Here is a 15,979-nt window from a genome sequence, read left to right as displayed (position 1 = left end):
TCCGACTTCAACCCGACTTGAACAAGAACGAGGACACCGACTTGCCGCGTGGGGTGGTGGTCTTGATTGAAAATTCACCTCCGACGCAGTTCGTTTCCTTCTTGATGTTGACCCAGTGCTGGGTTCCGCCGAGGCGGTTGGTGGCCGGGATCACATTCGGCGACACGGATTGCGGCTGGACCTTGTCGGCATCGCCAGCCGTGACCGTGGTGCCGCTTGGAAGCGGATTGTTGTTAACATCGACGATGCGGAAATACACGACCTGGTTTGTGCAATTCTCGCCGCTCAGACCGGCGATGATATTGACCGGGCCATCGGCCGCGGTCCAGTCGCGCAGGGTGCCGTCGGTATTGGCGAACTGGCGAATGAAGGTTGGCTCGTCGCCGCTGAAGACGATTTCGGTCTCGCGCCAGATGTAGTTCAAGCCCCACTGTTGGTTACCGTCGACGCTGTATGCGGTGCGATTGTAAGGGAACGGCAGATCGCCCAGCGAGCTGGTGTATTTCCGGTCTTTTGCAGGGTCTTTGTCGCGTTGAAGCGTGTTGCCGCCCGGGTTGCCGCGGATGATTGCATGGTTGCCGGTATTGAGGAACGGATCGCCCTGGTCGCTGAAGCGTTCGCCGGTGGTAGGCGTGCAGCTGTCGACCAGCGGACGGTACGGAGTCGGGTCGTCCTTGTTGGCAAGAATCGGCTGTTTGCAGCTGTACACGCCATCACCATTTTCGTCGACAAAGTCTTCAATACCCTGGACATAGGCCAGCACGGTGACGCGCCCGTTGACCGGACGGAAAGCCTGGCTCTTGAGGTCGACCGTGCAACCGCCGCCCTTGGTTTTGCAACCGCCTTCGTCCGGCGTGGCGATCGCGCCGCCTTCGGTGACGAAACTGACAGCGGTGTTGTCCGAGATCGGATTGCCGTACTGGTCGGCCATCAGGACGGTGACCTTGGCGATGGCCGAATCGTAGCCGAGGCCGTCGATATTGTAGCTATCTGCGCTGAGCGACATCGATTTCTGGATCGGCAGGCCGGTCGAGATGATCAGGCTGTCGGACAGGCCGCTGATGGTGGTGCCGTTGCGCGTTGCCTGGGCAACTACGCGTACCGGCGTCGGAATCGTGCCCGATGCGACGGTGGTGGTGACGTTGCCGGTGGCGTCGGAAGTGGCCTTGGCCGGTTGAACGATCAGGCCGCCGGTGGTGGTGGTCGCGGTGAAGGTGACGTCAACGCCAGGCAAGCCGATGCTGTTCTGGTCGAGCACGCGGAAGGTCAGGATCGACGATTCCTTGCGTCCCAGGCCGCCCGAGCCGCGCAGGACGATGGCGTTGTTCGCCAGGTCCGAACCGACGAACTGGATGGTGCCGATATTGGCCTTGCCCACGTTGATTTTGACCGTCTGGTTGAAATTGCCGAGCGATACGGTGATGGTATCGGTCTCGCGCAGGCAACCTCTGTTGGTGTAGGTGACCGACTGCACGCCTTTGTCCAGCGCGCCCGGCACCAGGGTGGCGGTACCGTCGTTGCTGCACAGGGAATTGATGGTCAGGCCCGGTGCGGTGGTCGCTGCCACGTTGCCGGTGGTGATAGGAATCTGCAGCAGGGCGGTGCCGAAGGCCGGCAGGATCTCGCCGTTGCGTTCCGGCACAAACTTGATCGTGCCGAGCGTCAGCGGGGCCGCGCCAACGGCCAGGTTGATCCCGCCATTGACCGCTTTGCCGCCAGCAGTTGCCACAACGGCGATGTTGACCGCGCCGGCCGCCGTGACGCTGGCCGGTTTGACGGTAATGACCGCCACGCCCGATGCGTCGGTCAGTGCCGTGCTCGATACTGGCGTGAACTGCAGCAAGGTGTCGTCGGTGGTGAATTTCACGACTTCATTCGGGGCGACATTGCCCTTGGCGTCGAGCAAGGTGACTTTCACCTGGCCAGCCTGGCCACCCGACAGGGTGCTGATTGGAACACCGGCGGCGTCGACCAGCTGCACGGTCATTTTCGGCTCGGCCGGCACCACCGGTGTCGGGGTCGGGGTCGGAGTCGGGGTCGGGGTCGGGGTCGGGGTGCCGGGCGTGACCGAGCTGGTTCCGCCAGGATTGCCTCCGCCGCCGCCGCAGGCCACCAGGGCCGTGGCCATGGAGACGCAGGTCAGCACGCGAACCGGATTCGCAAAAGCGCGTTGTAAATATGTGGGCAGCATGTTAATTCCTGATTAAATGTATTCTGGTGTTAGCGCGTCGACAGGCGATCTGCGACGATTTTCGGGGTGATGAAGACCAGCAGTTCGGTCTTGGTACTTTGGCGCGAGGTGGACTTGAACAGATTGCCGAGCACCGGCAAGTCGCCCAGAAACGGCACCTTGGTCACATTATTGGTTTCGGATTGCTGGTAAATTCCGCCCAGCACGACCGTACCGCCGTTTTCGACCATCACCTTGGTTTGGACGTGCTGGGTGTTGATCGCAAAGCCCGCGCGCGTTTCATCGCCCTTGGTATCCTTGTTGACGTTCACTTCCAGCACGACGTTGCCGTCAGGCGTGATCTGCGGGGTCACTTCGAGGCGCAGGTTGGCTTTTTTCCACTCGATCGAGGTGGCGCCGCTGCTGGTGGCTTTTTCGTACGGCAGTTCGATACCCTGCTCGATCACGGCCACGTTCTTGTCTTCGGTAACCACGCGCGGGCTCGAGATGACCTTGCCCTTGCCGTCCGCTTCCAGCGCCGACAGCTCCAGGTTCAGGAAACGGTTCGAGGCGGCCGAGAACAGGCTGGCGGCCAGCGAGGCGGCCGGGTTGCCGGCGATGTTGGCCGCAGGCAGGTTCAGCATGGTGGTATTGGTGTAGCCGTCGCCCTTGTCCGGGGTCTGGCCGGTGACCTGGCCGATGCCGACCAGGTTGCCGCCGATGGCGACCCGCTCGTTGCCGCGGTAAGCGTAGCCGGAATCGCCGCCACGCAGGGTGCGCAGGTCGGCAAAGCCGATTTTGGCGCCCAGGTTGCGGCTGAAGCCGTCATTGGCTTCCACCAGGCGCGCTTCGATCAGCACTTGCTTCGAGGCGACGTCGGTTTTCTGGATCAGCTTGCGCAAGTCTTCCAGCTTCGAGGCGATGTCGGTAATGAACAGCTGGTTGGTGCGTGGATCGATCACGGCGCTGCCGCGTTTCGACAGGATGCGCGAGCGGCTGTTGTCGCCTTCCTCCTTGGCCGAGCCGTCGGCGTTGATGCCGAACACGGTGCGGAAGGCTTCGGCTTTCTGGTAGTTGAGCTGGAAGATTTCCGACTTGAGCGGCTCGAGATCGGCGATCTGGGCGCGCTGTTCGAGTTCCAGCTTTTCCTTGGTCAGCAGTTCATCCTTGGGGGCGATCCACAGGACCGAGCCGTTCTTGCGCATGTCCAGGCCCTTCGCTTGCAGCACCACGTCGAGCGCCTGGTCCCATGGCACTTCTTTCAGGCGCAGGGTCAGGTTGCCGCTGACCGAATCGCTGGTGATGATGTTCAGGCCCGAGATGTCGGCGATGGCCTGCAGCGCGGCGCGCACTTCCACGTTCTGGAAGTTGAACGAGATTTTCTCGCCGCGGTAACCCTGGGTGCCCTGGGTCAGCTTGTTGGCGTCTTCCTTGATCGGCTTGACGTCGATCACCAGCTGGGTATCGCTCTGGTACACGGTCTGTTCCCACAGGCCGCGCGCTTCCACCGTCATGCGCACATTGTCGCCCTGGGTGACCGTGGTGACCTGCGACACCGGCGTGCCGAAATCGGTCACGTCGAGGCGCCGGCGCAAGGTTTCCGGCAAGCCGGTCTTCATGAAATCGACCACCACCGTGTTGCCGACCTGGCGCACATCGACCGCGACCTGGCTGTTCGGCAGGTCGACCACGACCCGGCCTTCGCCGTTGGCGCCGCGGCGGAAATCGAGGTCGCGCAAGACCTGGCGCTTGGCGCCCTGCGGCACCGGCAGCGGTGCCGAGGAGGACGAGACGCCGTTCAGGACCGGCTGGCCGGCGCTGTCGACGGCCTGGGCCACACCGCCGGAACCGTCGATGGTGACGATGATCGACTTGCCATCGATGGCGGTGGCGTAGTTCAGCGGACGCTTCAGGTTCAGCACCAGGCGCGTACGGGCGCCGGCCTGGACCACGTTAATGCCGCGCACGTCGGCCAGGTTCACGTCCTGGGCCGTCTTGCCGGTGGCATTCACGGTGGCCCCGAAATCGAGGGCGATGCGGGTCGGATTGGTGATCGAGAAACCGATCGGCAGCTTGGTCGGGGCGTTTTTCATCGCCACGTTCACCACCACGTTCGAGCCCTGCTGGTTGGCCGTGATCGATTCGATCGCGTTCTCTTGGGCCAGGGCGCTATTGGCGCCGAAGGCCAGAGCCAATAATGCGCCCATGCGGATCACCGTGCCCATCAGCGCGGTGCCATTCATTCTCAGTGCGATCATTTCTTCTCCTTACTTTCCTGCAACTCTAGCTTGGTGGGACGTTCGATCCATTCGCCGCCGGCATCCTGGACCGTTTCCTTGATACTGATTGCTTCATCGCTCACGCCGGTGATGATGCCGAAATTCTGGCCCACCCGGTCGCCTGGCTTGACGTGGTACATGGTCTTGTCGATCTGTACCAGCGCATACATGACGCCTTTCGATTTCATGCTGCCCACCATGGACATGGTGTCGAGCGGGAACGCCTCGAGGACTTCCTTGGGCCGGCTGTCGTCCGGCTTGAGCGGGTTGTTGGCGCCCGAGGTGCGGGCCAGCTCGGCCAGCAGCTTGTTCGGATCGTAAGGGTCAACCTGGCCGACGGTGCTGTAGGCAAACGGGACGAAGGTGGTCGGCTCGGTCAGCGGCTTCACATCGACCTTGGTTTCCTTCTTGGTCTGCTCCATCCACTGGTTCACTTCCTGGACGTCGCTGTCGCCGCAGCCGGCCAGCAGGCCGGCGCCGATCAGCAGCGCGAGGCAGTTGCGTTTGGCGCTCATTTGGCACCCCCTTTACCCTTGGCCAGCTTGTCGCGGTCCGAGCGGATCTTGCGCTGCGCATTGGCTTCTTCGGGATCGAGGTAGCGGAAGGTCTTGGCGACCGCTTCGAGCACCAGGCCGCCATCCTTGTTGGCCGACAGCGACATATTGTTGAGCGTGACGATGCGCGGCAGGTTGGCCATGTCGCTGGCAAACGCCCCGATGTCATGGTAAGTCCCGGCCACCCGGATATCGATCGGCAGTTCGGCGTAGTAATCGCGCACCACCACCTGGCCCGGCTTGAACAGGTCGAACGACAGGCCGCGGCCGACGCCGGCCTGGTTGATGTCCGACAGCAGGGCCGCCATTTCAGCCTTGCTCGGCAATTGCTTCTGCAGGCGTTCGACGTACTGGTCGACCTGGGCTTTCTGGGCGATCAGGGCGTCGAGGTTGATGGCCTGGGCGATCTTGGTCTTGTACTCGGCCTGCAAGGTCAGTTCTTTGGCGGCCAGCGCGTCGTACTCTTCGAACTGGGTGCTCCAGTAGAGGAAGTGGCCGGCCGTGACGACCGCCGCCATGACGGCGATGCCGCACAGGATGCGCGGCGCGATCGGCCACTGTCCCGGCGGGCGCTCGCCCAGGTTCTGGAACTGGGAGCTGAGCGAGCCACCCAGCGATTTGAAGTCTTTAGTCATTCTTTCAATCCGATCTGGCTAGGGGGCCGCTGTCGCGGGAGCCGGTGAGCCGGTGGCGGCAGTAGCGCCGGCGGCCGGTTTCTGGCCCGGCTTGAGCGCTTCTTCCTTCTCGCGCTGGCGCTTGATGTACAGGTTCAGCGTAAACTCGACGACTTTCTTGCCGGTTTTACTCTGCGCCAGTTGCGCCGCGCGCACCTCGGTCAGGTCGGGACGTTCGAGCCATGGCGAATTGCCGGCGATATTGCGCAGCAATTCGGCCACCCGTTCCTGCGACTGGGCGAAGCCGCCCACGGTGACGCGCTGGCCGTCCTGCTTGAAGGACTTGAGGTACACCCCTTGCGGCGTCTGCCGGACCAGTTCGTCGAGCAGGTAGACCGGCTGGTTGCGCTCGCCCTGCAAGTCTTCGACCGCCTGCTGGCGTGCCTTGAGCGCTTCGATTTCCTGTTTCAGGTTGGCGATTTCGGCGATCTTCTTGTCGAGTTCGACAATGGCCGCGGTAAACACGCCGTTGCGTTCTTCCTGGATCGAGATGCGGCGCGCGTTGTAACCGCCGACGGCGATCACGACCAGCACGCCGAGCACGGCCGACAAGGCCATCAGGGCGACGAAGGCACTCTTCTTTTGCTTGCGCTTTTCTTCCCGGTGGGGAAGCAGGTTAATTTTAATCATCAGCCAAACCTCCGCAGTGCCAGCCCGCAGGCGACAAGATAGGCGGGAGCCTCGCTGCGCAGCTGCTGCTCGCGCACGGACGGACCCAGCGACATGCCCTTGAAGGGCGATACCACGGCGCTGGAAATCTTGGTGCGGCTGGCCACGATGTCAAGCAGGCCGGGAATGAGCGCGCAGCCGCCGGCCAGGAACAGCTGGTCGATCCGCGTGTAGGGCGTGGACGTGTAGAAGAACTGGATCGCGCGGGTCACTTCGAGCGCCGCGTTTTCCAGGAACGGGGCGAGCAGGTCGGCCTGGAAGTTGTCGGGCAGGTCGCCCGCTTTCTTCTTGGCGTCGGCTTCGTCGAAGGACAAGCCGTACGAGCGCACGATATCCTGGGTCAGCTGGTTGCCGCCGAAGGGTTGTTCGCGCTCATAGATGGTCTCGCCGTTGAGCATGACCGAAATATGCGTGACCTGGGCGCCGATCTGGAACAGCGCCACGATCTGGCCTTCGGAACCCTTCATCTGGGAAGTCACGCGTTCGAGCGCGGCACGGGCGGCGTACGATTCGATGTCCATCACCACGGCGGTCAGGCCGGCCGCTTCGGCGATCGCCACGCGGTCCTCGACCTTTTCCTTGCGCGAGGCGGCCAGCATGACGTCGATGTCGTCGGCCGAATTGGCGGCCGGTCCGATCACGTCGAAGTCGAGGCTGACCTCGTCGAGCGCGAAGGGGATATACTGGCTTGCTTCAGACTCGACCTGGACCTCGAGCTGGTCTTCCGACATGCCGGCCGGCAGGATGATCTTTTTGGTGATCACCGAGGCCGGCGGCATGCCGAGCGCGACCAGCTTGACGCGGGTGCCGCTTTTCTTCCAGACGCGGCGCACCGCCTCCGAGACCTGCTCGATATTTTCGATATTGCCGTCGACAACCGCCCCTCGTGGGAACGGTTCGGACGCATAGCGTTCGAGACGCAGCTCGTTTTTGCCGACCACGACCAGCTCCACCAGGCGCACGCCCGACGTGCTGATGTCCAGGCCGAGCAAAGGCGGGCTGGATTGACCGAACAAGGAACCTAAATTGACCATCAAGACCGTACTCCCTTACCTACCTATAATCAATGCTTACGCTGCAAAACGGGCCTTGCAGAACCAAATATGACAGTGCCCGACGCGGGGAATTTGTGATAAAACCGCCATTTAGCATCCATACATAAGGCAGTACATTAAATCGTAGCAATAAGCGTGATCCCATGTAAAGGTATTTCTGTTTTGAAATTTTATGCCTGTAGCTTGGAATGCGACACTCTGTGAACGGCTCGTCATCACAGTTGTCGGAGGGGTACAAATGTTCCTAAAGGCAAGTACTCGGCGGGCTGCCGCAGGCAGTGGCGGTGCATTATAATGAGGGGCACCCATAAAAGCGAAAGATTCGACCCGCATGAGCCCTTCCAAAACGGACGCCAGCAACACCTCCCCCGCGCGCAAGCGCTCGCCCAAGCGACTGTTGTTAATTGTCCTCGGCAGCCTGGTCGGCACGGCCCTGGTGGGCTTGCTGATCGTGGTCTTCGCGCTGGCCATGGCGTACCCGAATCTGCCGCAGCTCGACACCCTGACCGACTACCGCCCGAAGATGCCTTTGCGGATTTTTTCGGCCGATAATGTGCTCATCGGCGAGTTCGGCGAAGAGCGCCGCAACCTGGTGCACATCAAGGACATTCCCGAGGTCATGAAGAAGGCGGTGCTGGCGATCGAGGACGACCGCTTCTACCAGCACGGCGGGGTCGACTACACCGGCATCCTGCGCGCGGCCTTGCACAACGCCACCGGCGGCGCCAAGCAGGGCGCCTCGACCATCACCCAGCAGGTGGCGCGCAATTTCTTCCTTTCCAGCGAGCAGACGCTCAAGCGCAAGGCGTATGAAGTGCTGCTGGCCTGGAAGATCGAGCAGAGCCTGACCAAGGACCAGATTCTCGAGGTCTACATGAACCAGATCTACCTGGGCCAGCGCGCCTACGGTTTCGCCTCGGCCGCCCAGATCTATTTCGGCAAGAACCTGAAAGACATCACCGTGGCCGAAGCGGCCATGCTGGCCGGCCTGCCCAAGGCGCCGTCGGCCTACAACCCGGTGGTCAACCCGAAACGCGCGCGCACGCGCCAGCAGTACATTTTGCAGCGCATGCACATGCTGGGCTACATCACCCCGGCCCAGTTCGAAACGGCCAAGACCGAAACCCTGCGCATCAAGTCCGACAGCAGCGAGTTCGGCGTGCATGCCGAGTACGTGGCCGAAATGGCGCGCCAGCTGGTGTACGAGCAATTCAAGGAAGAAACCTATACGCGCGGCCTGAACGTGTTTACCACCGTCACCAAGGCCGACCAGGATGCGGCTTACCTGGCCCTGCGGCGCGGCGTGATGGATTACGAGAAGCGCCACCCCTACCGCGGTCCGGAAGCGTATATCGACATTCCCAAGTCCAAGGAAGAAGCCGACGAAGCGATCGAAAACGAGCTGGCCGAGCATCCCGACAGCGATGACATCATCGCCGCCATGGTGCTGCAGGCGACGCCCACCGGGATCACGGCGGTGACCGCGTCGGGCGAGGAAGTCAAGATCAGCGGTACCGGGCTGGCGTTCGCCCAGAACTGGTTGTCAGCCAAGGCGCCGGCCAACCGGCGGGTCAAGCGCGGCGCGGTGATCCGCATCAGCCAGGACGGCGGGACGGCCTGGTCGGTCACGCAGATGCCGGAGATCGAATCGGCGTTCGTGGCGGCCGACACCACCGATGGCGCGATCCGCGCGCTGGTGGGCGGTTTCGACTACAACCGCAACAAGTTCAACCACGTCACGCAAGCCTGGCGCCAGCCCGGTTCCTCGTTCAAGCCCTTCATCTACTCGGCCTCGCTCGAGCGCGGCCTGTCGCCGGCCACCATCATCAACGACGCCCCGATCTCGTTCGACGCCGGCCAGACCGGCGGCCAGGCCTGGGAGCCGAAGAACTACGACAGCAAGTACGAAGGACCGATGACCATGCGGCGCGGGCTGACCAAGTCGAAGAACATGATATCGATCCGCATCCTCAACAAGATCGGCGCCAAGTACGGCCAGGAATACGCCACCCGTTTCGGCTTCGAGGCCGACAAGAACCCGCCCTACCTGACCCTGGCGCTCGGTTCCGGCTCGACCACGCCGCTGCAGCTGGCCGGCGCCTACGCGGTGTTCGCCAACGGCGGTTTCCGGGTCAGCCCCTACCTGATTTCGAAGGTTACCGACAGCAACGGCAAGATCCTGTCGCAAGCCACGCCGGACAAGGCGGGCAATGAGGAGAACCGGGTGATCGATGCGCGCAATGCCTTCCTGGTCGACAGCATGCTCAAGGACGTGGTGCGCTACGGCACCGCCACCAAGGCGCTGGCGCTCAAGCGCACCGATGTGTCGGGTAAAACCGGCACCACCAACGATTCGATCGACGCCTGGTTCGCCGGCTACACGCCGAAACTGGTGGGGATCGCCTGGATCGGCTACGACCAGCCCAAGAACCTGGGCAACAAGGAAACCGGCGGCGGGCTGGCCCTGCCGATCTGGATCAACTTCATGCAGAAGGCGCTCAAGGGCGTGCCGAACGAGGAGCGGGTCGTGCCCGAGGGGCTGGTGATGGCGGGCGACGACTATTACTATGCCGAGAACCCGCCCGGCACGGGAGTGCAGAGCCTCGACATCGGCGCGCGCGGCACGCCGGCCGAGGAAAAGGTCAAGGACGCGGTCAAGAACGAGCTGTTCTGACGCAGGTGAAACCGGTGTAAAACCGGACGGACGGGGTCAGACCCCGGTGTTGCTGGTTGGGGTCTGACCCCGGTTGTCCGGTTTTACACCAGCGTGACCCTGGCGCCGCCCTGGGCGCTGGCCAGCTCGGAGAGCGCGGCGAACAGCTCGCTGCCGTCGCGCGTGTTGATCCAGGCGCCATCGACCCGCTTGTAATGGAAGCCGCCCGACTTGGCCGCCACCCACAGTTCCTGCATCGGCGCCTGGCTGTTGACGATGATCTTGCTGCCGTTGTCGATGAATTCGATCTCCAGCACATTGCCGCTGCGCTTGCATTCGACATCGATGACATCCTCGTCGTTCAGCCGGTCCATCGCTTCTTCGATCGTGTTCAAGGTCGTTTCGGCCAGGTCCAAAAATTCTTTTTCGCTCATGCTACACTCCAGGGTCTGCCAATCAAACCGTGATTCTAATCGTGAAGTCTTCATCCGCGCTCAATATCGGCATCGCCGCCGTGGTCTTTGGCTTGCTGGGAGGCTGCGGCCAGACCGGTCCGCTGTACCTGCCCAAGCCGCCCGCCAAGCCTGCCGTACCCGCCGCCGTCACACCGCCGCCGCCTGCATCCATCCCAGCCGCCCAATAACGCTTCCCATCTAAATCCATGCCGCATTTCTTTCATCTGGACGGCGTCCTGCACGCCGAAAGCACCCCCCTGTCCCGCATCGCCGAGGAGTTCGGCACGCCGACCTATGTGTATTCGAAAGCGGCATTGCTGGAGAACTTCGACGCCTTCGCCGACGCCTGCGCCGGGCGCGATGCGCTGGTCTGCTATGCGATGAAAGCCAATTCGAACCTGGCCATCCTCGACCTGCTGGCGCGCCGCGGCGCCGGTTTCGACATCGTCTCGGGCGGCGAATTGCTGCGCGTGATCGCCGCCGGCGGCGATCCGGCCAAGGTGATCTTTTCGGGCGTCGGCAAGACGGTCGACGAAATGCGCCTGGCGCTGTCGCACGACATCCTGTGCTTTAACGTCGAGTCGATTCCCGAGCTGCACCGCTTGAACGAGGTGGCCGGCGCGATGGGCAAACAGGCGCGCGTGTCGCTGCGCGTGAATCCGAACGTGGACGCCAAGACCCATCCGTACATCGCCACCGGCCTGAAAGCGAACAAGTTCGGCGTGGCCTTCGACGATGCGCTGGCCACCTACCGCACTGCGGCCGCCCTGCCGCACCTGACCCCGGTCGGCATCGATTGCCACATCGGTTCGCAGCTGCTGGACGACGCGCCGCTGCTCGAAGCGCTCGACAAGCTGATCGAACTGGTCGACGCGCTCGGCGCCGAAGGCATCGTGCTCGAGCACCTCGACATGGGCGGCGGCATCGGCATCAACTACGGCGCCGCCGGCGACACCGCGCCGGTGCCCGTGGCCGACTACCTGGGACGCGTGTTCGCGCGCATCGATGCCTGGCGCGCGGCCAGCCATGGCGGCGCGCCGCTCAAGGTGATCTTCGAACCGGGCCGCGCCATCGTGGGCGACACCGGGGTGCTGCTGACAAGCGTCGAGTTCCTGAAACCGGGCGCCGAAAAGAATTTCTGCATCGTCGATGCCGCCATGAACGACCTGATGCGCCCGGCGCTGTACCAGGCCTGGATGGATGTGCAGCAGGTGCGCGCGGGCAGCGCGCCGGCGCTGAGCTACGACGTGGTCGGGCCGGTGTGCGAGTCGGGCGACTGGCTGGCGCGCGAGCGTAGCCTGAGCGTGGAGCAGGGCGACCTGCTGGCGATCATGCAGGCCGGCGCTTATGGCTTTACGATGGCGTCGAACTACAACACGCGCGGCCGCGCCGCCGAAGTCATGGTCGACGGCGAGACGGTGCACCTGGTGCGCCGGCGCGAAGAGCCGGCCGAGCTGTTCGCGCTCGAATCCATGCTCAAGTAACTCAGGTGCGGCCTGCCTGGACGGGCGCCGCGTCGTCACCGAACAGCGCCGCCAGGGTCGGCGCGGTGATGCTGCGCTCGATCCAGTGTTCAAGTTCCGCTTGCGCGGATTGGTCAATACGCTGCGCAACCAAGGGCGGCACCTCACCGAACTTGATGCGCAACATGTTTTTGAGAATATCGCGGAAAGCGATCAGTCCTTCCGCCCTGCCTTCCGCCTTCCCTTCCGCCCTGCCTTCCGCCATGGCTCGCGCCGTCGCTTCTTGCGTGGCCTTCTCAATCTGCACGAGTGCTCTTTGCTCGGCCATTATTTGCATCTGCTCGTCCCAGGTTAATGTTGCTAAGTCCACATCGATGTCACCCTCCTCTGCACTATCCAGGTTAAACAATTGCGTATTGTGCGTTTTACGCTCCAGCAGCGCTTTCCACCATGCCCAGACCGAGGTTCGCAGGCTGGTCAGGGGTGTTGTCCTGAACCAGGTTTTCAGCGCCGGCACATGCGTCTTTAAGACATCGGGGAACCGCGAAAGTTCAATCCGGAACAGCAGCGCCAGCAAATCATCATTGGCGTCGAGCGCCGCCCGGTCCAGGCGCCACTGGTCGATCAGCGCGTAGCGCTGCGATGGCTGCAAGGCCGCCAGCTCGGCGGGCGGCGCCGTCAGCAACTCGGCCAACTCCTTGGGCGCGCTCCAGGTCGGCACGCCGTTGTAGAACACCAGCGGCAGCACCGGCGGCAACAGCAATCCCGGTGACAATTCATGGCGCTTGACCAGATCCTGGCACAGCAAGCCAACGTAGGTCTGCATGCGCAGCGCCATGCAGCGGTCCACGCCCGACTGGAATTCGAGCAGGATGACCACGTCCATCAATTGAGCGCCGACCCGGACGCGCCAGACCACGTCGCCATGGCGCGCCGACGGCCGCTCGCTCACGTAATCCGCATTGACCCGTTGGAAGGCCGACAGGGCGACTCCTTCAAGCAGCTTGAAGGGAGTAAAGCCGGTGATCAGCTCGCGCACCATTTCCGGGTGCGCGAACAGGGCACGGTAGCCACGGTCGTGTTGTTGAGTAGTCATGGGGCATTCTAGCCAGCGCCCCTGCCCTGCCTTTGCGCTGCCTCAAACGCGCGCGGCAGCCTTCTGGCGACTCCAAAAAACCCGCAGGCCCAGCAGTAGCGCGACGATGGCGCCCGTAATCAGCGGTTCGGTGAAGTTGTTCTTGCCCGCCTTCATCCACCAGAAATGCAGGATCGCCAGCGGCGCGATGACATAGATGAGCCGGTGCAGCCACTGCCAGCGCTTGCCGCCGAGGCGCTTGATCATGCCGTTGGTGCTGGTGACGGCCAGCGGAATGAGCAGCACAAAGGCGATGAAGCCGACCGTGATGAAAGGCCGTTTGATGACATCCCGGAACATTTCCGCAACATCGAAAAAATGATCGAACCACAAAAAGGTCAGGAAATGCAGGAAGCCGTAGAAAAAGGTGAACAGGCCGGCCATGCGGCGCAGCTTGACCAGCCAGTTCCAGCCCGTCAGGCGGCGCAGGGGCGTGATTGCCAGGGTGATGCACAGCATGTACAGCACCCAGTCGCCGCTGCCGCGCGTGATGAATTCGAGCGGCTCGACCAGCTGCCCGCTGACGGTCAGGTACACCATGCGCGCCAGCGGCAGCAGCGCCAGCGCGAACAGCGCGGACTTGATCGCTAACAGTTGCTTCGGACCGGGATTGAACGCCATCGGTTCAGAAATTCTTTTTCAGGTCGAGTCCGCTGTACAGCGAGCCGACGTCATAGCCGTTGAACATCAGGGTCTTGCGTTTTTTCTGGAAGAAGCCGTCTTCGCCGATGCGGCGCTCGCTGGCCTGCGACCAGCGCGGGTGGTCGACCTCGGGATTGACGTTGGAATAGAAGCCGTACTCGGACGGCGCCGACACATTCCACGCCGTACGCGGCTGGTCCTTGACGAAGCGGATCTTGACGATCGACTTGGCCGACTTGAAACCGTATTTCCAGGGCACCACCAGGCGCACCGGCGCGCCATTCTGGTTCGGCAGGGTCTGCCCGTACATGCCGAGGGTAAGCAAGGTCAGCGGGTGATTGGCTTCATCGATGCGCAAGCCCTCCACATACGGCCAGTTCAGCACGCGGCTGCCCACGCCCGGCATCTGGGCCTTGTCGGCCAGGGTGACGAATTCGACGTATTTGGCGTTGCCGGTCGGCTCGACCTTCTTGATCAGCTCGGACAGCGAATAGCCGACCCAGGGAATCACCATCGACCAGCCTTCCACGCAGCGCAGCCGGTAGACGCGCTCTTCGAGGGGCGCCAGCTTGAGCAGCGCGTCGATATCGAGCGTCATCGGTTTTTTGACTTCGCCTTCGATGGTCACCGTCCACGGACGCGTCTTGAGGGTATGGGCGTTCTGGGCCGGATCGGACTTGTCGAGGCCGAATTCGTAGAAGTTGTTGTAGGTCGAGGCATCCTTAAACGGGGTCTGCTTGTCGAGCGCGGAATAGGCCGGATTGAGTTTGCTGGCCAGCTTCTGGGACGGCGCGCTAGCCGGCGCGGCGAAAGCTTCGCGGTTGGCCATGTCCCACAGGGCGCCGCCGGCGGCCGCGCCGAGCGACATTTGCGCGATGAAGCGGCGGCGCGATTCGTACACCGCCTGCGGTGTGATTTCGGATGAGAACGGCAAGTCGATGCCGTTGGGAGGACGTTTGATCAGCATGGGCGGCTCCGGCAAGTCAGATAGGGTGGAGCTACCTTACACCAACTTGCCGCGCCGCCGCATTACAGTTTCGTCATTAAAGTTTGCCGTAAGAATGCAGGCCGGACAGGAACATGTTCACGCCCAAGAACGCGAAGGTGGTCACCAAGAGGCCGATCAGCGCCCACCAGGCCGCCACGCGGCCGCGCAGGCCGGTCATCAGGCGCATGTGCAGCCAGGCCGCGTAGTTGAGCCAGACGATCAGGGCCCAGGTTTCCTTCGGATCCCATGACCAGTAGCCGCCCCAGGCTTCGGCCGCCCACAGGGCGCCCAGGATGGTGGCCACCGTGAAGAAGGCGAAACCGACCGAGATCGACTTGTACATGACGTCGTCGAGCACTTCCAGCGACGGCAGGCGGTCTTCCAGGTAGCCGTGCGACTTGATCAGGTAGGCCGAACCGACCATGGCCGCCAGCGCGAAGGTGCCGTAGCCGATGAAGTTGGCCGGCACGTGGATTTTCATCCACCAGCTCTGCAGGGCCGGCACCAGCGGCTGGATGTCGGCGGCGTCGCGCGAATCGGCATACCACATCAGGAAGGTGACCGCGGCGGCGATCACCGGCAGCACGAAGGCGCCCAGCTGGCGCGTGGCGTAGTGTTTCTCGTAGTACAGATAGAACATGGCGGTGATCATCGAGAACAGGATGAACACTTCATACAGGTTCGACACCGGGATATGGCCGACGTCGGGACCGATCAGGTAGGACTCGTACCAGCGCACCATCATGCCGGTCCAGCCCAGCACCACGGCGGCCCAGCACAGCTTGGAGCCGACCGAGAAGCCGAAATTGGCGCGGCTGGCCAGTCCGACCCAGTAGAACACGGTCGAGAAAAGGAACAGGGCGCTCATCCACAAAATCGCGGATTGACTCGACAGCATGTATTTCAGGAAAAACTTCTTGTTTGCCATGGCAAGGTCGTGGTCGTACATCGCGATGGCGAAGAACGACAGCAAGGCCACCAGCGGCATCAGCCAGCGCACCGGTTTCCAGTGCCAGCCGAGCGCGGCGAAGGTGGGCGCGCTCAGCACCAGGATCACCTTTTCGTAAATGTCCATGTAGGCGCCGTAGCGGTTGAGCGCGAACAGCGCCGCGCCCAGCAGCACGGCGGCGAAGATCCAGTCGACCGGGTCGAGCCGCTTGAAGTAGCCGGGCGCTTGCTGGTAAGTCTGCGCTGGTGCGCCTTGCGGGATTTGTTTAGCTTGCATCATGTTCTCCAGTCCTG

The 15,979-nt window shown here is 62.7% G+C and carries 14 protein-coding genes; 3 read left to right on the top strand and 11 right to left on the bottom strand.

Annotated elements, in window-relative coordinates; translation table 11 throughout:
- Positions 1 to 7: 7 nt before the first annotated feature.
- The 6 genes from F2P45_RS04245 to F2P45_RS04220 are packed head-to-tail and all read right to left on the bottom strand — an operon-like array spanning position 8 to position 7,380.
- Entirely contained in the window at positions 8 to 2,191 is a 2,184-nt protein-coding gene (locus F2P45_RS04245; protein ID WP_166870818.1) for an Ig-like domain-containing protein, read from the bottom strand.
- A 29-nt stretch (positions 2,192 to 2,220) separates the two neighbouring features.
- A complete protein-coding gene (locus tag F2P45_RS04240) occupies positions 2,221 to 4,377 on the bottom strand; it encodes a type IV pilus secretin PilQ (protein WP_229504922.1) in 2,157 nt (718 codons plus the stop codon).
- Positions 4,378 to 4,424: 47 nt separating this feature from the next.
- Positions 4,425 to 4,964: a pilus assembly protein PilP gene (locus F2P45_RS04235; protein ID WP_166870816.1), complete on the bottom strand. Its 540-nt coding sequence runs from the start codon at positions 4,962 to 4,964 to the stop codon at positions 4,425 to 4,427.
- Positions 4,961 to 5,638: a type IV pilus inner membrane component PilO gene (locus tag F2P45_RS04230; protein ID WP_166870814.1), complete on the bottom strand. Its 678-nt coding sequence runs from the start codon at positions 5,636 to 5,638 to the stop codon at positions 4,961 to 4,963. The genes F2P45_RS04235 and F2P45_RS04230 overlap by 4 nt, the downstream gene beginning before the upstream one ends.
- An 18-nt stretch (positions 5,639 to 5,656) precedes the next feature.
- Positions 5,657 to 6,307, bottom strand: a complete 651-nt coding sequence (locus tag F2P45_RS04225; protein ID WP_166870812.1) for a PilN domain-containing protein — start codon at positions 6,305 to 6,307, stop codon at positions 5,657 to 5,659.
- Positions 6,307 to 7,380 (bottom strand): pilus assembly protein PilM, encoded by a 1,074-nt coding sequence (locus F2P45_RS04220; protein ID WP_166871154.1) that lies wholly within the window; start codon positions 7,378 to 7,380, stop codon positions 6,307 to 6,309. The genes F2P45_RS04225 and F2P45_RS04220 overlap by 1 nt, the downstream gene beginning before the upstream one ends.
- Before the next feature lie 352 nt (positions 7,381 to 7,732).
- Here F2P45_RS04220 and F2P45_RS04215 point away from each other — a divergent pair, with 352 nt between their 5' ends.
- Positions 7,733 to 10,075, top strand: coding sequence for a penicillin-binding protein 1A (locus F2P45_RS04215; protein ID WP_166870809.1), 2,343 nt, complete (start codon positions 7,733 to 7,735; stop codon positions 10,073 to 10,075).
- 83 nt (positions 10,076 to 10,158) lie between these two features.
- Here F2P45_RS04215 and cyaY read toward each other — a convergent pair whose 3' ends face one another.
- The gene (gene cyaY, locus F2P45_RS04210; RefSeq protein ID WP_166870807.1) at positions 10,159 to 10,488 is read right to left on the bottom strand and encodes an iron donor protein CyaY; all 330 of its coding nucleotides are present in this window, start codon (positions 10,486 to 10,488) and stop codon (positions 10,159 to 10,161) included.
- A gap of 41 nt (positions 10,489 to 10,529) precedes the next feature.
- On the opposite strand from cyaY, the gene lptM reads away from it, so the two are divergent.
- Positions 10,530 to 10,697, top strand: coding sequence for an LPS translocon maturation chaperone LptM (lptM, locus tag F2P45_RS04205; protein ID WP_166870731.1), 168 nt, complete (start codon positions 10,530 to 10,532; stop codon positions 10,695 to 10,697).
- A gap of 18 nt (positions 10,698 to 10,715) precedes the next feature.
- Positions 10,716 to 11,993 carry a diaminopimelate decarboxylase gene (gene lysA / locus F2P45_RS04200; protein ID WP_166870805.1) on the top strand — a complete coding sequence of 426 codons (1,278 nt, stop codon included), beginning with the start codon at positions 10,716 to 10,718 and terminating at the stop codon, positions 11,991 to 11,993.
- 1 nt (position 11,994) lies between these two features.
- Here the strand turns inward: lysA and F2P45_RS04195 are convergent, their stop codons facing one another.
- From F2P45_RS04195 to ccsB, 4 genes are all read right to left on the bottom strand, one after another.
- Entirely contained in the window at positions 11,995 to 13,068 is a 1,074-nt protein-coding gene (locus tag F2P45_RS04195) for an Rpn family recombination-promoting nuclease/putative transposase (RefSeq protein WP_166870803.1), read from the bottom strand.
- A 42-nt stretch (positions 13,069 to 13,110) separates the two neighbouring features.
- Positions 13,111 to 13,728: a protein-methionine-sulfoxide reductase heme-binding subunit MsrQ gene (gene msrQ, locus F2P45_RS04190; RefSeq protein WP_166870801.1), complete on the bottom strand. Its 618-nt coding sequence runs from the start codon at positions 13,726 to 13,728 to the stop codon at positions 13,111 to 13,113.
- A gap of 4 nt (positions 13,729 to 13,732) precedes the next feature.
- Positions 13,733 to 14,716 (bottom strand): protein-methionine-sulfoxide reductase catalytic subunit MsrP, encoded by a 984-nt coding sequence (gene msrP / locus F2P45_RS04185; RefSeq protein ID WP_166870799.1) that lies wholly within the window; start codon positions 14,714 to 14,716, stop codon positions 13,733 to 13,735.
- Between the two features lie 76 nt (positions 14,717 to 14,792).
- The gene (gene ccsB / locus F2P45_RS04180) at positions 14,793 to 15,962 is read right to left on the bottom strand and encodes a c-type cytochrome biogenesis protein CcsB (protein ID WP_187367137.1); all 1,170 of its coding nucleotides are present in this window, start codon (positions 15,960 to 15,962) and stop codon (positions 14,793 to 14,795) included.
- Positions 15,963 to 15,979: the final 17 nt, after the last annotated feature.

This window comes from Massilia mucilaginosa (assembly GCF_011682145.1).
Classification (GTDB): Bacteria; Pseudomonadota; Gammaproteobacteria; order Burkholderiales; family Burkholderiaceae_D; genus Telluria_A; species Telluria_A mucilaginosa.
Note: the sequence above shows the minus strand (reverse complement) of the source record. Positions and strands in the feature narration are given on the sequence as shown.